General features: G+C 67.8%; 19 protein-coding genes. 5 read left to right on the forward strand and 14 right to left on the reverse strand.

Annotation, left to right across the window (positions count from 1 at the left end; all coding sequences use genetic code 11):
* Positions 1-149: 149 nt before the first annotated feature.
* From VHA82_RS07785 to VHA82_RS07805, 5 genes are read right to left on the reverse strand one after another with little or no spacing between them, the layout of a single operon-like run.
* Entirely contained in the window at positions 150-2,309 is a 2,160-nt protein-coding gene (locus VHA82_RS07785; protein ID WP_325542170.1) for an MtrB/PioB family decaheme-associated outer membrane protein, read from the reverse strand.
* An 11-nt stretch (positions 2,310-2,320) separates the two neighbouring features.
* Positions 2,321-3,289, reverse strand: a complete 969-nt coding sequence (locus tag VHA82_RS07790; protein WP_325542172.1) for a DmsE family decaheme c-type cytochrome — start codon at positions 3,287-3,289, stop codon at positions 2,321-2,323.
* A 16-nt stretch (positions 3,290-3,305) separates the two neighbouring features.
* Complete coding sequence (locus VHA82_RS07795) at positions 3,306-5,924, reverse strand: OmcA/MtrC family decaheme c-type cytochrome (RefSeq protein WP_325542174.1); 2,619 nt, start codon at positions 5,922-5,924, stop codon at positions 3,306-3,308.
* Positions 5,925-5,945: 21 nt separating this feature from the next.
* Positions 5,946-7,796 (reverse strand): cytochrome C, encoded by a 1,851-nt coding sequence (locus VHA82_RS07800; protein WP_325542176.1) that lies wholly within the window; start codon positions 7,794-7,796, stop codon positions 5,946-5,948.
* A complete protein-coding gene (locus VHA82_RS07805; protein WP_325542178.1) occupies positions 7,793-8,131 on the reverse strand; it encodes a c-type cytochrome in 339 nt (112 codons plus the stop codon). Before VHA82_RS07805 ends, VHA82_RS07800 begins: the two co-directional genes overlap by 4 nt.
* 150 nt (positions 8,132-8,281) lie before the next feature.
* Between VHA82_RS07805 and VHA82_RS07810 the strand changes: the two genes are divergently transcribed.
* From VHA82_RS07810 to VHA82_RS07820, 3 genes are read left to right on the forward strand one after another with little or no spacing between them, the layout of a single operon-like run.
* A complete protein-coding gene (locus VHA82_RS07810; protein ID WP_325542180.1) occupies positions 8,282-8,785 on the forward strand; it encodes a hypothetical protein in 504 nt (167 codons plus the stop codon).
* A complete protein-coding gene (locus tag VHA82_RS07815) occupies positions 8,782-10,020 on the forward strand; it encodes a glycosyltransferase (RefSeq protein ID WP_325542182.1) in 1,239 nt (412 codons plus the stop codon). Before VHA82_RS07810 ends, VHA82_RS07815 begins: the two co-directional genes overlap by 4 nt.
* Positions 10,017-10,979, forward strand: a complete 963-nt coding sequence (locus VHA82_RS07820; RefSeq protein WP_325542184.1) for a hypothetical protein — start codon at positions 10,017-10,019, stop codon at positions 10,977-10,979. The genes VHA82_RS07815 and VHA82_RS07820 overlap by 4 nt, the downstream gene beginning before the upstream one ends.
* A 73-nt stretch (positions 10,980-11,052) precedes the next feature.
* On the opposite strand, the gene VHA82_RS07825 is transcribed toward VHA82_RS07820, so the two are convergent.
* From VHA82_RS07825 to VHA82_RS07840, 4 genes are all read right to left on the reverse strand, one after another.
* Positions 11,053-12,447: a sensor histidine kinase gene (locus VHA82_RS07825; RefSeq protein WP_325542186.1), complete on the reverse strand. Its 1,395-nt coding sequence runs from the start codon at positions 12,445-12,447 to the stop codon at positions 11,053-11,055.
* A complete protein-coding gene (locus VHA82_RS07830) occupies positions 12,444-13,133 on the reverse strand; it encodes a response regulator transcription factor (protein WP_325542188.1) in 690 nt (229 codons plus the stop codon). The genes VHA82_RS07825 and VHA82_RS07830 overlap by 4 nt, the downstream gene beginning before the upstream one ends.
* 359 nt (positions 13,134-13,492) lie before the next feature.
* Positions 13,493-14,293 carry a fumarate/nitrate reduction transcriptional regulator Fnr gene (gene fnr / locus VHA82_RS07835; RefSeq protein ID WP_414708635.1) on the reverse strand — a complete coding sequence of 267 codons (801 nt, stop codon included), beginning with the start codon at positions 14,291-14,293 and terminating at the stop codon, positions 13,493-13,495.
* Positions 14,294-14,314: 21 nt separating this feature from the next.
* On the reverse strand, positions 14,315-14,704 hold the full coding sequence (locus VHA82_RS07840) for a response regulator transcription factor (RefSeq protein ID WP_325542190.1): 390 nt from the start codon (positions 14,702-14,704) through the stop codon (positions 14,315-14,317).
* A 1,453-nt stretch (positions 14,705-16,157) separates the two neighbouring features.
* Here VHA82_RS07840 and VHA82_RS07845 point away from each other — a divergent pair.
* Positions 16,158-17,957: a hypothetical protein gene (locus tag VHA82_RS07845; protein ID WP_325542191.1), complete on the forward strand. Its 1,800-nt coding sequence runs from the start codon at positions 16,158-16,160 to the stop codon at positions 17,955-17,957.
* Between the two features lie 24 nt (positions 17,958-17,981).
* Here the strand turns inward: VHA82_RS07845 and VHA82_RS07850 are convergent, their stop codons facing one another.
* The 3 genes from VHA82_RS07850 to VHA82_RS07860 all read right to left on the reverse strand — a co-directional run bounded on the left by VHA82_RS07850 (position 17,982) and on the right by VHA82_RS07860 (position 20,534).
* Positions 17,982-18,614, reverse strand: coding sequence for a response regulator transcription factor (locus VHA82_RS07850; protein WP_325542193.1), 633 nt, complete (start codon positions 18,612-18,614; stop codon positions 17,982-17,984).
* Entirely contained in the window at positions 18,611-20,065 is a 1,455-nt protein-coding gene (locus VHA82_RS07855; RefSeq protein ID WP_325542195.1) for a PAS domain S-box protein, read from the reverse strand. The genes VHA82_RS07850 and VHA82_RS07855 overlap by 4 nt, the downstream gene beginning before the upstream one ends.
* Before the next feature lie 82 nt (positions 20,066-20,147).
* Entirely contained in the window at positions 20,148-20,534 is a 387-nt protein-coding gene (locus tag VHA82_RS07860) for a response regulator (protein ID WP_325542197.1), read from the reverse strand.
* 222 nt (positions 20,535-20,756) lie between these two features.
* Here VHA82_RS07860 and VHA82_RS07865 point away from each other — a divergent pair, with 222 nt between their 5' ends.
* Positions 20,757-21,215 (forward strand): universal stress protein, encoded by a 459-nt coding sequence (locus VHA82_RS07865; protein ID WP_325542199.1) that lies wholly within the window; start codon positions 20,757-20,759, stop codon positions 21,213-21,215.
* A 4-nt stretch (positions 21,216-21,219) separates the two neighbouring features.
* Here the strand turns inward: VHA82_RS07865 and VHA82_RS07870 are convergent, their stop codons facing one another.
* Together VHA82_RS07870 and VHA82_RS07875 are read right to left on the reverse strand one after the other, a co-directional pair.
* Entirely contained in the window at positions 21,220-21,849 is a 630-nt protein-coding gene (locus tag VHA82_RS07870) for a glutathione S-transferase family protein (RefSeq protein WP_325542201.1), read from the reverse strand.
* Positions 21,850-21,868: 19 nt separating this feature from the next.
* Positions 21,869-22,080, reverse strand: a 212-nt coding sequence (locus tag VHA82_RS07875) for a hypothetical protein (protein ID WP_325542203.1), incomplete at its 5' end; no start/stop codon positions are given.

Here is a 22,080-nt window from a genome sequence, read left to right on the forward strand (position 1 = left end):
CTGGGTGCTTTTGGATGCCCCAGTCTCGGGTCCACGAGCGGACCGTGGTTTGACTTTGGTCAAGTGAGGCGGGCAGCGACCATCAGGCCGGCATTGCCCCCTCTCCCCCTCCGGGGGAGAGGGCTGGGGTGATGGGGCGGCGCCCCCCCTTACTTGAACCGATACCGGTACACCACCCCCACGAACGCCACGTTCTGCGACGGCTTCTGCGCCACCGTCGTCCCGTCCGAATACGTGAACGGCACGCCGTTGTATCCCCAGGCCCAGTCGTTCCAGTGCGACTGCTGGTAGATGAAGTCCACGCGGACCGACGACTTCGCATCGACCTTGTAGTTCGCGAAGAGCTTCAGCGCCGCCTGCCGGAACGCGATGTCCGGCAAGCCGCCGATCGCGGCGAGCAGCGTCGCGCTGTCCGCGCCGGCGAGCGGGTCCAGCGTCTGCCGGTACGCCGTCCGGTCGTCCACCAGCGCCACGCTGCCGCCCACTTCCCACTGGCTCGTGAGCTTGCCCGCGACACCCACGCCGGCCGTGATGCTCGCATCGCGCAACGCCATCACGTAGCCGAGCGGCTTTGCCTGATTCAGCGTCTGCCGGCCCCACGTGACGAATGCGTTCGTGTTCCAGTTGTCGTTGATCGCGTAGCTGCCGTCCACGCTCACCGAATCCATGCCCGTGCTGCCCAGGCCGTAGCCCGCGAGCTGGTCGTAGTGGTCGCGGCCCGCTTCCACCGCCACCTGCAGCGCGACCGCATCACTTGCCTGCCAGTCGGCGAACACCTTCACCTTGTCGCGGCGGCGATCGGCGAGCGTCGGCATGAGGATGCTTCCCGCGGGCAACGCGCTCACGTCGACTTCCGTCACGCCCACGCCGCTGTTGTCGCGCAGCCAGTTGGAGCCGCCGCGCCGGCTCGTGGAGAGCTTCACGGCACCGCTCACGCTTTCGGTCATGCGGCGGCGCACTTCGGCGAACACGCCCGCTTCATGCGTGTCCTGACGCAGCGCCGTGATGCCGTTGGCGGCGCTCGTCGGCGTGAAGGTGCCGCGATCGATCGTCTCGTAGTCCGCGCCCGCCGTGGCGCGCCACTCGGGCGAGAACTGCCAGCTGCCCTGCAGCTTGCCGCTCGTCTTGCGATACGGCAGCTGCCGGTTCGTGTAGGTGGCGGTGCCCTCGATGTTGTAGAGCGCGATCGGCGTCTTGTCGTCGCGGCTTTCGTAGCGCACGTCCGCCTGCAGCGACAGTTTCGCGACCGGCCGCGACGTGAGCCCGATCTTCGCGAGCGTCGTCGTGACCTTGCCGTCGAGGCTAGCCACGCCCGCCGGCGCGCCCGTGAAGCCCGCGCCGGCAAAGCTGTCGTGCTGCGTCGCGACGCCGTAGGCGAACCGGAAGTTCGCGCGCGTGTTCGCATGGCCGAAGTCCCACGTGCCGGTGACGTCGAGCTGATGCGCCTGGTTGTCCGGCGGCAGGGCGATGGGTTGCGCGAGGATGGCAGCGAGCCCCGGCACGAGCGGCAGCGGCGTGCCCACCGCATTCAACGCGCTGCCGGGCGCCGCGGTGGCGAGCACCGACAGCGAGTTGCGATAGAACGAGCCGTAGTAGCCCGCGCTCAGGCGCAGCGGGCCGTTCGCGTAGCTGAGGCGCGCATCGACCTGGCTCAGTGTCGAATCGATCGGCTCCGGCTGCATGAGCACGGCCCATCCCACCGCAATGCCGGTCGTGGGCCCGCAGCCGGGCGCCACGGTCGAAGGACACGTGAAGCCGCGGCCGAACAGGCGCGAGCCTTCCTTGTTTTCGTGCCTGAAGTCGATTTCGAGCTGCAGGTCGCGCGAGATCGACTTCGACAGGTTCAGACCGAGCGCCGTGCGCTTCGTCTGGAACTGCGTCTCGTTGCCCGTGCCCGGCGGCACCGACACGAACGGATCGCGCCGCACCCCTTCGCTGTAGCTCGCCCCTACCTTCCATTCGCCGGGCTGCTTCCACACGACGCCCGCTTCGCGCAGCGGCCCGCCCAGGTCGCGCCCGAAGGCATCCACCCACGTATTCGTCTCGGGCCGCCGCAGGCTGTAGTCGAATCCGAGCAGGAGGCCGAAGGCGTTCCCGTTGGAAAGACTGTTGTACTGGCCAAAGAGCGCGCGGTCGTCTCGTGAGCCCGTGGCCGCGCCGAACCCGGCTTCGACGCTCGCTTCGACCGACTTGTCCTCGGGAGCCTTCTCCTCGGCGAAGACCGGCGTCACAAGGACCGGCGCAAATGCAGCCGCAAGCGCCACCGCGAGCACAGTCGGCCGGAATCCCATGCGTTCATGCGATCGCATCGTCGCTCTCCTCAGCGCAGCAGCAGGTTGGGCGTCGGGTTCGTCACCGACGGGTTGTTCGTGCCGTGCACCTGCGTATGGCAATTGAGGCAACTGCGGCCCTGCCACAGGTTGATCGCGTTCTTGCCGCCGGTGATGGACGTGACGAGCGGCGACACCTGGCCCGGCGCAAGCGTGTTCACGCCCGGCTGCCCCGCAAGAACGCCCACCGAACCCGCCGCATGCGGCGTGTGGCATTGCTGGCACAGCAGAGGCGCACGCGCCGTGAGCATCGCGGGCACGGTGCTTCCGTGCGGGTTGTGGCAGTTCGCGCAGTTCTCCACCACCGGGTCGTGCTGGTGCACGAAGGGCCCGCGCTTTTCCGCGTGGCAGGTGAAGCAGGTGTCGTTCACGCTGTCGCGCCTCGCAAGCTTCGGCCCCGCGGAGCCGTGCGGGTTGTGGCAGTCCGAGCAGCTCATCTTGCCTTCGGGCACCGGGTGGTGCGAAGGCCGGCTCATCTGCGCGCGCTGCTCCTTGTGGCAAGTGAGGCACACGTCGGTCTGCGTCGTCTTCGCGAGCACCTTGTCGCGGTTCGCGTGGACCTTGTGGCAGTTATTGCATCCGATGTCCGCGTGCTGGTGCGGGCTGCCCGCCCAGAGCATCCGCTTCGCGTCGCGGTCATGGCAGGTGAGGCACACGCCGTTGCGCTCGCCAGCGGGCGACGCGGTCTTGCGGCCGAAGAGGATCTCCGGCTTGTTGCCTTGCGGCTTCTTCGCGTGCGCCGCGCTCGTGCCGTGGCACGTGGTGCATTGCGGCGCGCGCCGGTCGCCCGCGAAGCCGTGGGCCGAGCGGGTGAAGTCGGGCAGATCCTCGTCGTCGTGACAGGTCACGCAGACTTTCGAATCCGCCGCGTCGTCGGCGTGCGCCGCCGGGGCGACAAGCCCCACGAGGCCGAGCACGATCGCTGCGAGCGCGCTGCGAAGTCCGCTGCGAAGGCGCATGGCGCGATCCCCGCCGCTAGTTCTGGCCGTGGACGATGTCCACGCCCTTGAACCCGCCGCTCGAGTGGCAGTCGGCGCAGATCTCGCGCGGCAGGGCGTTCACCTGCGCCTGCGTGCGATTGCCCCACGTCGCGCCGCCGAAGCTCGTCACGTGGCCGAGCGCCTGCGGCGAATCGTGGCACGCCGTGCAGCTCGCGGCCTTCGGCGAGATCACGAGCCACTGGTTCGGATCGGTCACGCCCGCGGGCTTGCCGATCACCGAGCCCACCGGCCCCAGGTCCTGCTTGTACGAATTGTTCACGTGGCAGGCGTTGCAGTTGATGGACACGCCCGAGACGATGCCCATGCCGGGCCACATCACCTCCGCCCCGTAGTTCTCGGCCGGCGCTGCCGGCGTTCCGGTGTAGCCCACGCCGGTCGCGGCCTGCTTCATGATGTCGGCGATGGTGTCGAAGGTGTTGCCCGCCGCGACGGACGTGCCCGCCGGGATCGCCGTGACGGAGCCCGTGCCGACCGTCACCTTGTAGTCGGAGAGGAACTGCCCCGTCGTCGTGAGCGTGCCGGAATCGTCGAACGCGCCCTGCACCACGTTGCCGTGCGTGAACGGGTAGGTCCGCTTCGAGTTGCCGTGGATGCCGTGGATCATCCGCTTGAACTGGTACGACTCGTTGAACGCGAGCCCGTTGGTCATCACGGTGGACGACATCCGGTTCGGGTCGTGGCACACCACGCACGCCTGCACGATATTGCGTGCGCCGCCGTGGAAGGCTTCGGACAGCGTGTTGGAACCCGACGTCGTGCCGAGCGCGCCGTGGCACACGTTGCACTTCTCGGTGGAGACGATTTCGCGCCGCGGATTCAGCGCGCCGGTGAGCGCGAGTTCCTTCCACGCGTTTTGCACGACCACGTTCACGAGCTGCGTGGGCACGACCTCGGGCCGCGGGTCGGTGGCCGACTTCACGTCGAGCAGATGCTCCTTCACCTGGCCGATGCTCACCACCCGCGCCGTGCCGAAGGCCACCGACGTCGTCGTGTCGGGCGGCACGGAGATCGTGGCGGTGTAGTGATTGCTGCCGTCGTTGGTGCCCGCGTAGGCATAGACCGCCGCGCCGCTGCCGCCGTTGTTGTAGCTCGTGTACTCGGTGACCGCCTGGGACTGGCCGACCATATTCTGGTAGGCGAGGAAGAGGCGCAGGTTGCCGAATCGCGTGTTGGTCGAGCAGCTCACCGGCGGGCCCGCCGCGCAGTCGGACGTGACCAGGTTGTACGCCGCGTTGCCGTTGGTGGGATCCGACAGGAAGTACTTGATCGTCACCTTGCGCGCAGTGCTGTCGTAGGCGAGCGAATCGATGTTCATCTTGTACTTCGCCGCGTTCTCCTCGTTCTGGTTCCAGTGCACGCGTTCGGGCGAGATGTTGGAGCCCGGCTTGTGGCAGTTCGCGCACATCTGGTTCGTCATGTCCTTCGCCGCCGCACCGGCGCCCACCAGCGTTCCCGCGAAGACTTTGTGCGACGTGTCCCAGTCGGAACCCGCCTTGTTCGCGTGGCACGTGAGGCACGCTTCCTTGGACGGCTTCGACTTCCACACGTCGCCCTGCGGCGTGGCGGGATTGGTCGCGGTGTGGCAGCTCGTGCAGTTGCGCAGGTCCTGCGGGAAGCCGACGTCGGTGAAGTCGACCTTCTGATTGCCGAAGCCCCAGATCGCGTATTCCTCGCCGCCCTTGCCCTGGTCGAACGCCTGCTTCAGGAGCTTGCCGGAGTGAATCTTGTGCGCCATCGTCGAGAGCGTGAGCACGTTGCCGCTGTTCGCATCCGTCGTGCCGGGGTTGTGGCACATCACGCAAAACTGCACGTCGATGCGGCCGCCGCCGTGCAGGCTCAGCTTGTCGTGGCAGCCGTTGCAGGCCTGGACGTCGGCGACCTTGCGGGTTTTCGACGGGTCCGTCACGGCGACGGACTTGCCGGTCGCGTCGAGCGTGAAATCGAAGTACGGATTGACCTTGACCGCGTTGCCCGCCGAATCCGTGTAGCTCAGCTGGATCGCGATGCGGTGCGTGCGGTTCGGCTCGTACACCACGCCGTTCGTGTTGGCCGGGTTGGTGATGTCGGTCTTGAACGTGTACGTGTAGTAGCCGTCCGCGTTCACCACGAGCTGCTGCGCCATGAGCGCGGGGTCGGTCTGCTTGGCGTCGGTCGTGGCCTGCTTGGCCGTGGCGAGCACCGGATTGCCGCCCGGGCCGACTCCCGCGGCGGCCGTCTCGGTCCGGTAGATGTAGTTGACCCACTGATCGGGGTCGCCGCTGGCGCCGGGCACGAGCTTGGCGATCGCGAAGCTCATGTTCGCGAGCGTGAGGTCCTTCTTCAGCTGCCCGTTGGAGAACACCGCGAAATTGACTTTGGGCGGGCTTGCCACCGTCACCGCCGGCACGCCGGCCGCCTGCAGCACGGCGAACGCGGACGAACTGTTCGCCGACGTGTCATTGGCCGCTTGCGCGGCCGCGGCCTGAAGGGCCTGCGCGACGGTCTGCGGCGCCGGCGCGGTTTCGCCGCCGCCACCGCCACCACCGCCGCAACCGGCCAGGAGGGCCGCCGTGCCGAGCACGAGGGCCGCGAGTCTGCGCGAGATCCGTTCCATGTCCTCTTCTCCTCTTCCGCTTCAGTGCGCCGTGAAGAAACCGATCCCGACGATCGTGAGCAGCGCAAGTCCCGTTGCGATCAGCACGAAGGCAAGCGCCTTCGACCCCGTCACCTTCCATCTCGCAGGCGCATCGACGAGGCGCCGCTCGAGTTCGCCGCTCGCCACGAGCCGCTCGTACTCCAGCGCGTGCTCGCGCTTGAACGCCTCCAGCGGGAAGGTGCCGGTGAACATCACGACTTCCACCGGGAACTTGTCCGGCCGGAAGTGGTTGTTGAAGAAATGCACGGTGAAGAGGAAGACGACCGCGAGGAACGCTTCCTCGCCGTGCAGGATCGCCGCCACGTTGAAGACCCAGCCGGGCAGGAAGGCGCCGAAGAGCTGCGGCAGCCACATCACGAGCCCGCTCGCGCCGATGATCGTCACGCCCCAGAACGGCGCCCAGTAGTCGAACTTCTCCCAGTAGGTCCAGCGGTCGAATTTCGGACGCGGCCCCTTCCCGAAGAACCACTTGAACATCGCGAGGATGTCCTTCAGGTCCGGGATCCACGGGATGAGCGAATCCGGCCCGAGCCAGTTGAACGTGCGCCAGTTGCGCCCGACGCGCCACGCCACGTAGAAGAGGTGCCAGAAGAAGACGCCCGAGAAGACCACGGCCGAGACGCGGTGGACGATCGCGGACACGTGCGGGCCACCCAGGAGGCGCATGAGCCCCGCGGCCCACGGCGCTTCGGCGTAGAAGACCGGCATGCCCGTGAGCGTGAGCACCATGAGGCTCACCGCGAAGAGAATGTGCGCGATGCGAAGCGCGGGCGTGAACCGCACGACGTGCTTCGCGCGCAACGCTTCGGGCACTTCGTCCAGCCGCACGAGCACGTCGCCGCCATGCGCCTGGCGCTCGCGCCATTCGCGCCAGAACCACAGCAGCGTGTGGACCCAGAAGAACGCGAACGTTCCGACGAGCAGCCCCGCCATGCCCAGCCACGCGAGCGTCACCTGCGGGTAGTGCGCGAGGTCGTGCGGATTCGCGTGGGGCTGGTAGCTCGCGAAGCCCGCGGGCACGTCGGGCAACCCCTTCTTCGGGTTGTGGCACGAAGCGCAGGTCTTCATCCGGTTGGCCGGATTCACCTTCGACTTCGGGTCGCTCACCTTCAGGATCTCGTGGCTGCCGTGGCAGTCGTAGCACTTGGCCGTGTACGGGTAGCCGAGCGAGACGATGCGCCCGTGGAAGGTGTCGCGGAAGGTCTCGAGCCTTTCCTTGTGGCAGCTGCCGCATTCCGTGGCGATCGACAGCTTGAATCGGTCCGCGGAGGTGTTCGACACCGAGTGCGCGCTGTGGCAGTCGGTGCAGACGGCGGCCTTGCCGTCTTTCTTCTCCGCGTTGACCTTCGCATGCACGGAGGATTGGTACGCCTCGAGCTGGTCGTCGTGGCACTTGTTGCCGCAGGTCTGGGGGATCCCCATGCGGAACTGCGCGTAGGCCGGCGAGTCCTTGGCCGGCGGCAGCCTGAAGTCATGCGTCTTGTGGCAGTCGGCGCACGCGGCCTTGGGCTTCGTCTTGTCGTCGGCGTCGGGTCGCGCGTGGAACGACTGCTTCCAGTCGTCGAGATTGCGCGCCACCGCGCTCATCCCCGGACTCGCCGCGGCGCGGCCCTCGTCGCGCAGCTTCGTGTGGCAGCTCGCGCAGTCGAGGCTGCCCTTCACGCCCGCGGCGGCTTCCGCCTTGGTGGGGGCCGCGGCGCCCGTGTGGCAGGCAGCGCACTCAATGCGGCCGTGCACGCCGGCCACGGGCGTTTCCGCGCGCGCATCGTGCGGCGCGAGAATGCCCGCCGCGACCAGCGCGCAAGCCGCAAGGAGGAGGCGCAGCTTCACTGCGAAAGAATCCAGTCGGCGAGGTTCTTGAGGGCCTTCGCGTCTTTCGTGTCGATGATCTTGTGATCCTCTTCCGTGCCGTCTTCCAGCTTCACCTTCGGCCCGGTCGTGAAGTTCTTGATGACCTTGTCCTCGCCGTCGGCCTTGCCCTTGTACTTGGCGGAAATCTTCTGGAACGACGGGCCCTTCTTCGTCTTGTCGATCGAGTGGCACTTGAAGCAGTCGTTCTTCTTCGCAAGCGCCTGCGCGGCGTCGGCATCGGGCGCTGCCTGGGCCATCGACATCGCCACGGCGGCGCACATAGCCGCAGCGGCGGCTCTCAACATGCTCTTCATCTCCTCGGCTCCTTGGGCTGACGCACGCGGTCTCGCGCGCGGTTGACTCAACAATAGGCAGCCACGGCGGCTGGATGCTTGATGAAGGTCAAGTGCCTTGCGGGCTGGTCCCTTCCGGGTAAGCTTGGGCGTCGCCGCAAACCGTTTTCCATGCCTTCCAGCCTCCAGCTCGCCTCCGGGGACCCCGCCCTCACCGAAGCCGTGAAGCGCGCGCGCAAGCTCCTCAACCGCCGCGCGCTCGCCGGCGCCGCCGCGGGCGCGGTGCCCGTCCCGGGGCTCGACTGGCTCGTGGACGCGGCGCTCATTTCCCGCCTCATGCCCGCCATCAACGAAGTCTTCGGCCTCACGCCCGAGCAGCTCGACCGCCTGCCCAAGCACAAGCGCGAACAGGTGGAAAAGGCCGTGAGCGTGGTGGGCTCGATGGTGATCGGCAAGTTCGTCACGCACGAGCTCGTGGTGCGCCTCGCGAAGACGCTCGGCGTGCGGCTCACCGCGAGCCAGGCCGCGAAGTACGTGCCCCTCGCGGGCCAGGCGGTGTCGGCCGTGATCGGCTACACCGCCATCCGCTATCTCGGCGAAGAACACATCAAGGATTGCGTGCGCGTCTGCCGCGCCGCCCACCTCGCGCTGCCCGCACCCCAAGAAAAACGATGAAGGTCCTGTTCATCCACCAGAATTTCCCCGGCCAGTTCAAGCACCTCGCGCCCGCGCTCGCGGCGCAGGGGCATGAGGTGACGGCCGTCGGCATCAACCAGCCTTCGGCGCCCACGCCCGGCGTCAGGATATTTCTGCACAAGCCGCAGGTGCCCGCCAACGCCGCGCAGATCGCGCCGAGGTCGTTCCAGGAGCTGCAGACGAAGGTGATCCGCGGCGTATCGGCGATGGCCGCGCTCACGAGGCTCAAGAAGGAAGAAGGCCTCGCGCCCGACCTGATCTTCGCGCACTCGGGATGGGGCGAGACTTTCTTCGTGAAGGACCTGTTCCCCGCGGCGAGGATGCTGGTCTACGCCGAGTACTACTTCAACGCGGTCGGCGGCGACGTCGGCTTCGACCCCGAGTTCACGAGCCCCGAGTCGGAGAGCTCGCAGCTCATGCAGCTGAAGAACCTGAATCTTGCGCATGCGCTCGTGCAGGCCGACCGCGGCGTGTCGCCCACGCACTTCCAGCGCGAACGCCACCCGCCGATCCTGCGCGAGCGCATCGAGGTGATCCACGACGGCATCGAGACCACGCGCTTCGTGCCATCGCAATCGGTCGTCGTCACGCTGCAAAAAGCCGGCCTCACGTTCCGGCCGGGCGACGAAGTCGTCACCTTCACCGTGCGGCAGCTCGAACCCTATCGCGGCTACCACAGCTTCATGCGGGCGCTCCCCGAGCTCATGTCGCTCAGGCCCCAGGCGCACGTCGTGATCGCGGGCGGCGACGACACGAGCTACGGCGCGAAACCACCGCCCGGCACGACCTGGAAGGACGTGTTCCTGAAGGAGGTGGCCGGGCGCATCGACATGAAACGGCTGCACTACGTGGGCCGCATCCCGCACAACGTGCTCACGCAGCTCATGCAGGTCTCGGCGGCGCACGTGTACCTCACCTACCCTTTCGTCCTCAGCTGGTCGACGCTGGAGGCGATGAGCTGCGGCTGCCTCGTCGTCGGCTCGCGCACGGCGCCGGTGGAGGAAGTGATCGAGCACGGCGTGAACGGCCTTCTGGTCGACTTCTTCGATCCCGCGGCCATTGCCCGCACGGTGGCCGATGCGCTCGCGCGCCGGGAGGAACTCGCGCCGCTGCGCGAAGCGGCGCGCCGCACGATCGTGGAGCGGTTCGATCTGCAGTCGATCTGCCTGCCGCGGCAGATCGACCTCGTGCTGCGCACGGGACGCGGCGAATGAACCTGCCCCCGATCGACGCCGTTCCCGGCATGGTGGAGCCGGCCGAATGGGACTTGCTCGTGGACAGCGCGATGTCGGCGGACCTGTCAGGCGGCGCCTCGGTCGTCGAGTTCGGCGCGTATTTCGGCCGCAGCACGCGGGCGCTCTGGACGGGACTGCTGGACAACGACGGATTCGACCCCGGGCGCAAGACGGCGCTGCTGCACACCTTCGACGTGTTTTCGTGCGTGGAAAGCGGCTACTTCGCGGCGCACGTGCGCCGCGACGCGCAGGCGGCGCGCATCGGGCACCTGCTGAACGCGCGCGACGGCCGGCTCGATTTCTCGGGTGCCTTCGATCACTTCGCGCGGCAGATGCCGCATTCGAATCTGCTCGAACGCCACATCGCGAGCCTGACCGACGCGCGGCACGACGGCTCACCGATCGCGCTCATGCACGTGGACGCGCCCAAGTTCTACGACGAATACCTGCTCGTGCTGCGCCACTTCGCGCCGTTCGCGAAGCCGCGCTCGCTCATCCTGCTGCAGGACTTCTTCTACCAGTGGTCGGCCACGCTCATCGCGGCGGTGATGCTGCTCGTGCGCGACGGCATCTTCCAGCCCGAGGAGACCGCGGCCTCGACGCTGATGGTGCGGCTGCGGCGGCCGCTCACGCCCGAGGAGGTCGAGGACTTCCACCGCCGCTACCTCGCAAGCGACGTCGACACGCTGCTCGCGGCCGCGGTGGATTTCTTTCGCGGCTTCGACATGGACCGCAAGGCCGATTTCCTGCCACGGCTGCACCTCGCCGCCGTGCAGTACCACCACGAACGCGGACACCACGTGCGCGCTGCCGAATGGCTGCACCGCCTTTGCATCGGCGAACAGCTCATGGGAATCGCCGCCGCGCGCGATCTGTGCGACCTCGTCGCCTGCGACTTCTCGATCCGGCGCTTCTATCAGCTCGACACGGCGGGCTGACCGGGCCCACAGGTCGACGCGTTCCCGGCGCGCGGCGAATCGTGACGCTGCCTTGCGCTGGCACCATGCTCCCTCACCCCGCCTGCGCCGGGAACACGATCTCGCAGCGCCACCCGCGGCCGTCCGGCCCGCTCGCGAGCACCATGCGCGCGCCGAGCAGCCGCGCGTACTGCGAGACGAGCGCGAGGCCGATCCCCGCACCCTCGCCGAGCAACTGCCCAGGCTCCCCCTGCACGCCGCGATCCACCAGGTTCGCCTGCTGGTCCGCGGGCAGGCCCGGGCCGTTGTCGAGGACGGACAGCACGACGTCCGCGCCGCGTCGATCCAGCGCGACCGTGATGGAAGGCGTCTCGCCGCCGGCCGGCTGTCCGTAGCGCAGCGCGTTGTCGACGAGATTGTTGATGATGCCCTCGATGAGGGTCGCATCGCCTTGCACCGTGACGGGGGTGTCGAGCCCCTGCGCGCCGAGGTCCACGCCGCCCTTGTCCGCGCGCGGAAGGAACCTGAGCACGGCCTCGCGCACGAGCTGGTCGAGCGGCACGGGGGCGAGCTTCAGGTTCATTTCGGCCTCGTACGCGAGCGCGAGCTCCAGGAGGCGGTCGAGCAGGCGCGAGGCGCGCGCCTCGTTCGCGGCGATGCCGCGCAACTGTTCGAGCCACTGCGCGGGATCGGCCTGCTTCAGCCCGTATTCGGCCATCGCGCGGATGCCCGCGAGCGGCGTGCGCAGCTCGTGCGCGACGTTGCCCGTGAATTCGCGCTGCTCGCGCACCGCCTGCTCGAGCCTCAGCAGCAGCGCGTTGATGGCCTCGGTGAGACGTTCCACGTCGCTCGTGCCGCCATGCAGCACGAGCGGCTGCAGATCGCTCGCGCTGCGCCGCTGCACGAGCCGGCCGAGTTCGGCGAGCGGCTCGAGGTCCGCGCCGGTGGAGCGGCGCACCCACAACGCCAGTGCGAGCAGCAGCGCGAGCTGCGGCGCGAGCGAGAGCACGACGAGACGCTCGAGCATTTCCTCGCGCGCGATCGTGGTGTGCGCGACGATGATGATGAAAGGCGGCGTGGCGTGCTTGCGGACCACGGCGCGATACGTGTACGCGCCGATCGACACGCTGCGAAACGTCGCGGCCCCGGCGGCTTCCGGCCGAAGGTCCAGTTCGGTCTGTCCCGCGATCAGCCGTCCGTCGGGCGTGCGCACGCTGAAGATCACCCGCTCCTGCTGGTCGAAGAGCACGGCCTTGATCTCGCCGGGCGTGAGCTCGAGCTTCAGGTTGCCGCGGCCATCCGCCTTGACGTTCGACTCGAGGAGATAGGCGTCGTCGAGCAGCGACCGGTCGAACGCCTCCTGGGTGAAGTACTGCGCGACGAAAAGGGTGACCACCGAGCCGATGAACCAGACCAGCGCGAGCGCGAACAGCGTGTGGCGCAGGATGCGGGTGCGCAGCGACGGGCTCGCGCCCGGGGGTCGGCTCAACCCGCCTTCTCCAGCACGTAGCCGAGGCCGCGCAGCGTGCGGATCGCGACGCCGGAGCCGCCGAGCTTCCTGCGCAGCCGGGAGATGAATGCTTCGAGCGCGTTGTCGGTGAGCATGTCTTCGAGGTCGGAGAGCTTGGCCGCCATCTCGCGCTTGCTGAGCACGCGGCCGGCGGGTGTCATGAGCTCCCAGAGCACCTCGAATTCGCGCGCGGGCAGGTCGAGCGGGACGCCTCCCACGCTGAAGCGGCGGGCGAGCCGGTCGAGCATGAGGTCGCCGAGCTGCACCTGATCGAGCGTGCCGCGGGCGCGCCGCACGAGGGCTTCGATGCGGGCTTCGAGTTCCGCGAGTTCGAAGGGTTTGCCGAGGTAGTCGTCCGCGCCGGCCTTCAGGCCCGCGACGCGTTCGTCGGTGCGGTTGCGCGCGGTGAGGATGAGGACGGGTGTGCGGTCGTCGCGTGCGCGGGCGTTGCGCAGGGCCGTGAGGCCGCTGCCCAGGCCGCTCGTGGGCTGCGAGGTGTGAGGCAGGTTCAGGTCCAGCACGACGACGTCGAAGAGCTGGACGCGCCAGAGGTATTCCGCTTCCTCGACGCTGCCTGCCTGGTCCACGCGGTAGCCGGCGGAACGGAAGCTGCGCAGCATCACGTCGCGCAGGACGACGTCGTCTTCGACGAGGAGGATTCGCATGGGGCTCGACTGTACCCTCCCTCCGGTGCGTCCCTGCGGTGCCCCGGTCGTCCTTGCCCCGTCCGTCCCCGCGATTTCGCCGTCATCCTTTCCCCGTCACGTCATCCCCGCGAAAGCGGGGATCCAGGACTTCCGACGCTCCCCTGGATTCCCGCTTTCGCGGGAATGACGGCGTGGGGGGCGGGAATGACGGCGGGCGGGGCGGGAATGACGGCGTGGGGGGGGGCGGGAATGACGGCGTGGGGGGGGCGGGAATGACGGCGGGCGGGGGCGGGAATGACGGCGTGGCGGCGGAAATCACGGCGGGCGGCGTCCATAACGCCGAAGGCGCAAACGTCGCCGAAGGCGCGAAGACGCCTCTACTGCACCCGCATCTCGAACGCCCGCGAAAGCCCCGCCATGTCGAGGATGCGCACGTGCTTCTTGTCCACTTCCAGCAGGCGCTGCGCCTGGAACGCGGAGAACGTGCGGCTCACGGTTTCGAGCTTCATGCCGAGGTAGCTGCCGATCTCGGCGCGCGACATGCGCAGATGGAACTCGCTCGCCGAATACCCGCGCGCCTTCATGCGCTGCGAGACGTTCAGCAGGAACGCGGCGAGGCGCTCCTCCGCGTTCATCGAGCCGAGCAGCATCATGAGGCTGTGCTCGCGCACGATCTCGCGGCTCATGAGGCGGCCCACGATGTGCTGCATGTTGGCGTTGCCCGCGGCGAGTTCGCTGAGATTCGCATAGGGGATCGCGCAGACTTCCGCGTCTTCCAGCGCGATGGCGGCACTCGCGTGCTTTCCGTGTGCCACACCGTCGAGACCCATCAACTCCCCGGCCATGTGAAACGCGGTCACCTGCTCGCGCCCGTCCTTGAGCGTGATGCCCGACTTGAACGTGCCGCTGCGCACCGCGTAGATGAACTGGAAGCGGTCGCCTTCGCGAAAGAGGGTCTGCCCCGCGGTCACGCGGCGGCGGCCGAACATCAGACCGTCCAGCCGCTCCTGGTCGTTCGGCGCGAGACCGCACGGCAGGCACAGGTCCTTCAGGTGGCACGCCGAGCACAGCGTCTTCAGCGGCGTCGCGACGGTGAGCGTCGTCGGCATGTCGCCGCGCGCCTGGCGGCGCATGATCTGGATCGGCGCGATGGCGGCTTCGATGTAGGCGGTTTGCATCTGGAATCCCCTCGTTTTGAATCAGTGCATCGGGCGCTGCGAAGCCGCGGTCACGGCTTGCGCGAGCTGTTCGAATTCGGTGGCCTTGTCCAGAAAGCGGCTCGCGCCCTCGGCCAGGTAGCGCTTGCGATAGGCGGGCGCGGAGTTGTTGCTGAGGACGACGAACGCCACGGTGGGTTGCTCGCCGCGGATCGCGCGCAGGACTTCGAGCCCGGTTCCGCCTTCGAGCTGGACGTCGAGCACGACGACGTCCGGTCGCGTCTCGCGGATGCCCGAGATGCAGCGCTCGGGCGTATCGCCTTCGCCGACCACGTCCATCGCGGCCGCGGTGAGCATCGCACCCAGCCGCTGGCGGATCGGAGCGGAGTCCTCGGCGAGGAAGACCTTGACGGAGGCGCTTGCTGTTTGCATGGCCTCTACTGTCGGCGTTTCGAGCGCCGCGGGACATCGGCGGCGGCTGAATCGCGGGCTCGGACGGGTCCGGTAAAGGGGCCGGGGAAGGTCCGAGGAAGGATCGGAGGAATCCTAGATTGGCACCACCGCGCGGGGCGTGCGGGGTCTCTCAGACGTTGGTATAGACAGACTGCCGGCCAGGCGGATTTTCAGCGGGGCCGGGATATTCTCGCGCGACTGTTCCACACACTCGCGAGGTCGTTCGAAGATGGGTAATCCAACTGGTTTCCGCCCCCCGGCGTCGTTCTCCCCAACATCCTCGTCGTCCTCGTCGTCCTCGTCGTCCTCGTCGTCCTCGTCGTCCTCGTCGTCTTCGTCGTCTTCGTCGTCCTCGTTCTCCGCGACTTCCTTCTCGGCCGGGCCGCCCGGCTCCGGATCGGTTGGGGCAAGAGATGCATCCGGCCAACGAAGTGAGGAGCGCCGAACAGCCGATCAACCACTCCCACCGGCCACATCTGGGCATCTCCGCGGGAAAGGCCAGCCAAGACCGCAGGCACCACCGCGACGGCGTCTTACGGCGAGTAGCTTCGACGCGATGCAGGCGCCGCGAGAGCCGGTGACCGCAACCAGCCGCGCATCAGCATCAGGTGCCGCCGCAGCTGACGCAGGGCCCGAAGCCTTGTTGGCCGCGTTCGCGACGCTGGCCGCTCGACACGACCCTCCGCCTGCATCGACGCCCAGAGGACCCGAGGTAGGTGAACCCGCAGCCCATCAGGCCTCGGCCTCGCCTGGCGGGGGCGATGAAGCGGCCGCTTCGGACGACCCGCCCCCGCCTCCCGCGGACGAGGACGATTCGCAGGCAGATCCGCTATCTGGCTCCGCTCACGGGCCCGCGCCCAGCAAGCCTGAGCCGCGAGTGCCACCCAATTTAGGCAACTCCGCGCCACACACCACGAGCGCATCCGTTTCACGTGCCTTAACGCCCCGTAAACTCCCCGCAGAGATGGCCGCCGCGCTCCGGGAAAAGACCGCTGAAGCGCGATCCAGACGTTCGCCGGCATCGACGCCCAACGTGCCCCCAGGGTCTCGCCGTGGACACGACGATCACTCGAACGAGATCCCCCCGCCGCCCCCGGAACTGGACGATCCGGTGGACGGTTCGCCAGATCGCTCCGGTCCCAGCTCCGCGACGAGCGCGCGTCGGCCGGACCTGCTGACCATTCCGGACGAATCCACGTCAGGTTCGACGAGTCAATCGCCGCAACGCACGCGACGAGCTTCGTCCGCCACGGCCTCGGATGCGGAGCAAGGCGATCCCTCTCAGGCGCCTCGAACGCCCGGGCAAACGACCCAAACGACGACCCAACCGGCGACCCCCGAGTTTGCTGCGCCTTCGCACGCTCCGTGGCGGCCGCCCGGAGCCTATTCGGTTGCTCCGCCCCCGCAGGACCGGACGCACAGGCCAAGTGCCATGGGCAAGTTGGGCGCCGCGATCCGCGAGCGCAGTCCGCAACGTCTGGTAGGAGGCCAGAAGCTGATCAGCGGGCTCGATTCGCTCCTGAATCGACCGACTCCGGACAGCGAAGCCGCAGCACGACAAGAAGCCGGGGAGTTGCAGGGCATTGCCGCAGGCCTGCCGATCAAGATGGAAAAGGGCCAGATCGACGTCCGTGTGCTGGCCTGGGCCGAAGGGCAATCTCTTGCCTCGCTGCGGTGGCTCCGTCACAACCTTTCGATCGCCCTTCCTTCGAAAGTTGAGAATCCAAAGCTGCATGCGCTGCTGACTGCGCTCGATGTCGCGATCAGCCAATCGGTGCAATCCTCCAAGGGAGCCGCCAATTCGCAAGTTGTTCAAGCGAACCTCCTCCGTGGAATCGAATCCGTCGCGGAAGGTGCGGACGCGGTGCATCGCGAACATGAACGGGCACTTGCATCCGCGCGCGCACAGCTGCAGGGTTCCAACGCAAGCGACGTCCAGTACGAAGTGGTGATGGGCGCGTTGAGCGAGATCCTGCGAACCTCCGCACGTGGCGTCGATGGTCAGCAAGTCGAGAATTACTTTCGCGCCCTCCCCTATGCCGATCTGCTCGACATCGCGGGCAAGCTGCCACTTCCGATCCCGCAGTCGCACCAGAAGGTCAACGCGATCTTCTGGGATGTGTTCACCGAGCGCCGCAACCAGAAAATCGGGAATCGCGAGACGAACAAGCTCCGCGTGGGCGTCGAGTCTGCCAAGGAGCGCAATGGGGTCTATGCCCCGGTGGCATTCGCCGAGGCGCTCATCGCCACCGCGGAAGACATTGCTCATTTCGGAGGCTATGTCCGTGGCTCCAGGCATCCCTTCATCGAGGATGACTTTCCCCTCCCCGCGGACCAGGGCAGACTGGAGGAAGCTGTGGACCTCCTGCTGAGCCCAGAAAGCCTCGCGCAGCTCGACCCCGAGCTCTGCAAGCGGCTCTGGCCGGCGCTCGTGACACTCGGAATCGACAGGAAGACCTTCGCGGCAAAGGTCCAGCAGTCCAGCGAAGCACTGATCAGGGATTGCGCGAAGCAGTTCATCGGATCGATGCTCACGCCCCCGGTCGGCGATGCCATGGGCGGTCTCCTCGCGCTCAGGCAGAGTGCCATCGCGGCCTGGCTTCGCTACGTGAAGGATGCCAATCTCAACGATCTCGCGTCGAGATTTCAGATCGTGCTGGCCGAGACGATCAGCGCGCTCCCCGCGGACGAGCGCGCGATCCTGCGCGGCACAGCAGCAGCCTGGGAAAGTCTTCCCATCGAGACATCCGAGCAGCGACGAGTAAGTGCCGACGTCCTCCACGTGCGCACCACCAATGCAACTGCCAAGCAGGTACCCACCAGTCAGGCCAGTCCCCTCCGCGCGCCGATTCAGCAGGCTCAGTCACACATCGCCGCCGCGGTCCGATCGCTCGCCGATCCGCGGTTGATCGGTGCATCGGACCCCAGCCAGGCACAAGCGGCCGTCGCGGGCCTTGCCGCCGCGCGGCAGCTCGCCCCTGCGGGATCGGCGCAGGACAGCGCGAACGTCTGGATGGCAGCGCGCCTCGAAGCACACCTGAGCACCATTTCGCCATTTGAACTGTCGCTGTTCTATGCCAATTTCGTCCGAGTAGCGCATACGCTGCCGCCCCAGGAGAGCGCCGCCATCGAGAAGGTTGCGAGGCCGAGGCTCGGCGCAGCTTACGCCAACCTCGATACTTCGCCACCCGCGGGTCGAGCCAGCGAATCGGACGAGGAATCCGACTCATAACTCTCACGTGCCGGCAGCCGCCCCTCACTCCCCCAGCCCATGCTTCATCGCATACCGCACAAGATCGCTCTGATTGTCGACGCCCAGCTTCTGCATCAGATTCGACTTGTGCGTGCTCACCGTCTTCACCGACAGGTGCAGCTCGCTCGCGATGTCCGTCACGGAAGTTCCCTTCACGAGCATGCGGAACACCTGGAACTCGCGGTCCGATAGCGCCTCGTGCGGCACGGCCTCGCTGCCGGGCATGGCCCCGAGCGCGAGCTGCTCCGCGACTTCCGTGCTGATGTAGGCGCCGCCCGCCGCGATCTTGCGGATCGCCAGTTCGAGCTGCGCGGGCGCGCTCTCCTTCGTGAGATAGCCGCTCGCGCCCGACTTGATCGCGCGCACGGCGTACTGCGACTCCTGGTGCATGGAAAGCACGAGGATGCGCAGCTTCGGCCGCTCCGACTTCACCTGCTTGATGAGCTCCATGCCGCTTCGCCCCGGCATCGACAGATCGAGCACGAGCACGTCGAAGTCGAGCTCGCGCACGCGCTTCACCACGTCGTTGCCGTCGGCGGCCTCGCCCACCACCTGCAGATCGCCCACTTCGCCCACGATCCGCTTCAGGCCCTCGCGGACGATCGCGTGGTCATCGGCGATCACGATCCGGATCACGGCATGCCCTCGCCTTCGCGCACCGGAATGCGCGCTTCCACCCGCGTGCCCATGCCGGGCTCGCTCGCCACGTCCACCTTGCCGCGCAGGAGCAGCGCGCGCTCGCGCAGTCCCACGAGCCCGAGCGAATGCGGCTTGCGCGGCTCGGAAAGGCGAAAGCCGCTCCCGTTGTCCTGCACGCTCACCACGATCTCGTCGCCGCGCCGCGCAAGCGCCACGTCCACGTGCGACGCCTGCGCGTGCTTGGCCACGTTGTTGAGCGACTCCTGCACGATCCGGAAAATCGCGGTGGCATAGGGCTCGCGCAGCTCGAACTCCTCGCTCGCATCGATGGCGCAGTCGATGCCCGTGCGCTGCGTGAAGTTCTGCCCGAGCCACTCGATGGCGGGCAGAAGCCCCAGGTCGTCGAGCACGAGCGGCCGCAGGTCGGCGGCGATGCGCCGCGTGGACGCGACGGCCGAATCGAGGAGACGCAGCATCTCGTCGAGCTTCGCCGAGGATTCGCCCTGCCCGGCCGGCAGGCTGTCGCGCACGACGAGCGTATCCATCTTCAGCGCCGTGAGCGTCTGCGCAAGCTCGTCGTGCAGTTCACGGGCGATGCGCGATTTCTCCTGCTCGCGCACGCCGCTCGCCTCGGCCGCGAAGGCCGCGAGTTCCTGCTGCGCGCGCATCCGCTCCGTGATGTCGCGCAGGATGACGGTATAGAGCTTGCCTTCGGCCGTGTCGATCTGCGAGATCGACGCATCCAGCGGGAATTCCTCGCCGTTGGCGCGCAGCCCGTGGATCACGGCGCTGCTGCCCATGCGCCGCGACGTGACGCCCGTGTCGCCGAAGGTGCGCACCTGGTGCTTGTGGCCGCCGCGGAAGCGCTTGGGCATCAGCATGTCCAGCGGCCGCCCGATCACCTGCACGGGCGACCAGCCGAAGATCTTCTCGGCCGAGCGGTTGTAGAAGATGATGCGCTGCGATTCATCGATCGTGATGATGCCGTCCATCGCCGCTTCGAGCAGGCCCGACAGCCGCGCCGCGAGCCGCGTCTGCTCCTGCTCGGCTTCCATGCGCTCGGTCACGTCGCGCAGGATCACGGTGTAGAGCTTGCCCTCGGGCGTGTCGACCTGCGAGATCGATGCGTCCACGGGGAATTCCTCGCCGTTCGCGCGCCGGCCGAAGACGACCTGGCTGCCGCTCATGCGGCGCGAGGTCACGCCCGTCTTGCCGAAGCGCTGCACGTGCTCGGCGTGGCCGTTGCGAAAACGCTCGGGCAGCAGCTTCGCGAGGGGCTGGCCGATCATCTCGGCCGCGGCGTAGCCGAAGATCTTCTCGGCGGCGCGGTTGTAGATCACGACGCGCTGCGACTCGTCCACGGAGATGATCGCGTCCATCGCGGAGTCGAGCAGGCCGGCGAGCCGCGCCGCGGCCGCCTTGTCGTTGGGCATGTTCGGAATCGTCATGCGCATACCCTCCTCGGCGCCTCTTTTGCAGGGCATTACAACATACTGCCGGGCAGAATGCGCGCGCCCCGTCAGAGCGTGCTCAGGGGCCGGAGTTCTCTCGCGCGAGGAGGTCGCGGCACCACGCCATGAGGGCTTCGGGTTCGGCCTTGTCGAACACCGCGTCGGCGCCGAGCTTCAGGCAGTGTTCGCGGATCGCGGGGCTCGCGTAGCCGCTGAACACGACGACGCGCCCGCGTCCGGGCTGCGCGTTGCAGCGCGAAAGCACGCTCATGCCGGAGCCCTGCTCGAGCATCAGGTCGACAATGGCGAGGTCCCAGCCGTTGGCGTGTTCGTCGAGCCAGAGGTTCGCTTCGGCTTCGGTGCAGGCCGCGCCCACCACGCGAAACCCGTCCAGGGTGCCGAGCAGGTCCGCGAGGGCGCTGCGTGTGCGGCCCAGGTCTTCGACCAGGAATACCCGGACATCCATGCTTGGCTTCCCTCGTCTCCCAGGGGATGCGCGCGACGGCGGCGCGCAAGCATCCAGCATAGTGGCGGCTGCGCCGGCCGCCCTGTAGGACGCGGGCTGCTTCGGCGTCCGGGTGCCTGGTGTTTGCGCCTTGTGCTCCCTGTCGAGTGACTGGTCGTTGCGGTGGCGGTGGCGTTGACGAGCGTCAAGCACGGCGGCCCGGCGGCGCGCGAGACTTGCCGCATGAACCTTACCGATTCCGTCGTCTTCCGTCGAATCCTCGTCGCTGTGGACGGCAGCGCCACGTCCGATCATGCGCTTGCGACCGCGGTCGCCATGGCGAAGGCCTTTTCCGCCGAGCTGCGGGTGGTGCACGTGCTCGAAGCGATGACGTATCTGTCCGGATTCGACACCGGCAGCGCGCTGGCCGCGGCCATGCGCCGCGCCGGCGACGAATTGGTGACCGCCGCGCTCGAGGTCGCGCGCGACTCGGGCGTGAAGGCCGACGCGATGGTGTACGAGCGGATCGGCCCGCTCGGGGAAACGGTGGCTCATGCCGCGAAGCTCTGGGGCGCCGACCTCGTGGTCGTCGGCACGCATGGCCGCCAGGGCGTGACGCGGCTCCTGCTCGGAAGCGGCGCGGAACAGGTGATCCGGCTCGCGCCCGTGCCGGTGATGGTCGTGCGCAGCGACCAGGCCTGAAGCCTCAGGCTGCCGCGGGGCGCTGTGCCTCGATCACGCGCTGCACGAGCTCGTCGCGCGCAAGGCGCTGCCGGTGATCGAGGACCTTCGGAAAGCGCGCGACGTCCACGCCGTCGCCTTCCAGCCAGCGGGAGATCGTGAAGAGATAGTAGTCGGACGCGGAGAACTTTTCGCCGAGCACCCAGGGGCCCTTGAAGAAGCGTTCCTCGATCAGCGTGAAGCATTCGCTCATCGTCTGCGGGACTTTCTGCTTCATCGCCTCCATCGCCGCGGGGTCGTCCACCCAGCGGTAGCCGCGGCCCTTGTGCGCGTGCGCGACGTGCACGGTCGCGCACATGTAGGCGTTGAATTCGTTCATCCTCGCGAGCTCGAAGGGGTCGTCGATCGGGCCGAGGTTCGCTTTCGGGTAGCGCTGCGCCACGTACATGAGAAGCGCGGGCGTTTCGGTGAGCGTGCCGCGTTCGGTGACGAGCGCCGGCACGCGTCCCTTGGGGTTGACCTTGAGGTAGTCGGGGGAGCGCTGTTCGTTGCGCCGGAAGTCGACGGCGACGGTGCGGTAGTCCGCTCCCGCGCGTTCGAGCGAGAAGTGCGTGGCGAGCGCGCAGGTGCCGGGGGCGTAGTAGAGGGTGAGCATGGGGGTGACGTCCTCCGCTTTACGGGCTCAAGGATACAGTTATTCGCGGCTTCGCTGTAATACACGCTTGATCCTCCTCGTTCTCCTCGTCCTCCTGCTCCGTCATTCCCGCCCGCTCCTCCTCCGTCATTCCCGCCCGCTCCTCCTCCGTCATTCCCGCCCGCTCCTCCTCCGTCATTCCCGCCCGCTCCTCCTCCGTCATTCCCGCGAAAGCGGGAATCCAGCGGCTTC

It is taken from the genome of Ramlibacter sp., from assembly GCF_035548915.1.
Lineage (GTDB): Bacteria > Pseudomonadota > Gammaproteobacteria > Burkholderiales > Burkholderiaceae_C > Ramlibacter.

Bases quoted from the DNA above. Each gene is read 5' to 3' on its own strand.
- VHA82_RS07785 (WP_325542170.1), bottom strand. From the start codon at position 2,309: ATGCGATCGCATGAACGCATGGGATTCCGGCCGACTGTGCTCGCGGTG.
- VHA82_RS07790 (WP_325542172.1), bottom strand. From the start codon at position 3,289: ATGCGCCTTCGCAGCGGACTTCGCAGCGCGCTCGCAGCGATCGTGCTC.
- VHA82_RS07795 (WP_325542174.1), bottom strand. From the start codon at position 5,924: ATGGAACGGATCTCGCGCAGACTCGCGGCCCTCGTGCTCGGCACGGCG.
- VHA82_RS07805 (WP_325542178.1), bottom strand. From the start codon at position 8,131: ATGAAGAGCATGTTGAGAGCCGCCGCTGCGGCTATGTGCGCCGCCGTG.
- VHA82_RS07810 (WP_325542180.1), top strand. From the start codon at position 8,282: ATGCCTTCCAGCCTCCAGCTCGCCTCCGGGGACCCCGCCCTCACCGAA.
- VHA82_RS07815 (WP_325542182.1), top strand. From the start codon at position 8,782: ATGAAGGTCCTGTTCATCCACCAGAATTTCCCCGGCCAGTTCAAGCAC.
- VHA82_RS07820 (WP_325542184.1), top strand. From the start codon at position 10,017: ATGAACCTGCCCCCGATCGACGCCGTTCCCGGCATGGTGGAGCCGGCC.
- VHA82_RS07830 (WP_325542188.1), bottom strand. From the start codon at position 13,133: ATGCGAATCCTCCTCGTCGAAGACGACGTCGTCCTGCGCGACGTGATG.
- fnr (WP_414708635.1), bottom strand. From the start codon at position 14,293: ATGCAAACCGCCTACATCGAAGCCGCCATCGCGCCGATCCAGATCATG.
- VHA82_RS07840 (WP_325542190.1), bottom strand. From the start codon at position 14,704: ATGCAAACAGCAAGCGCCTCCGTCAAGGTCTTCCTCGCCGAGGACTCC.
- VHA82_RS07845 (WP_325542191.1), top strand. From the start codon at position 16,158: ATGGGCAAGTTGGGCGCCGCGATCCGCGAGCGCAGTCCGCAACGTCTG.
- VHA82_RS07855 (WP_325542195.1), bottom strand. From the start codon at position 20,065: ATGACGATTCCGAACATGCCCAACGACAAGGCGGCCGCGGCGCGGCTC.
- VHA82_RS07860 (WP_325542197.1), bottom strand. From the start codon at position 20,534: ATGGATGTCCGGGTATTCCTGGTCGAAGACCTGGGCCGCACACGCAGC.
- VHA82_RS07865 (WP_325542199.1), top strand. From the start codon at position 20,757: ATGAACCTTACCGATTCCGTCGTCTTCCGTCGAATCCTCGTCGCTGTG.
- VHA82_RS07870 (WP_325542201.1), bottom strand. From the start codon at position 21,849: ATGCTCACCCTCTACTACGCCCCCGGCACCTGCGCGCTCGCCACGCAC.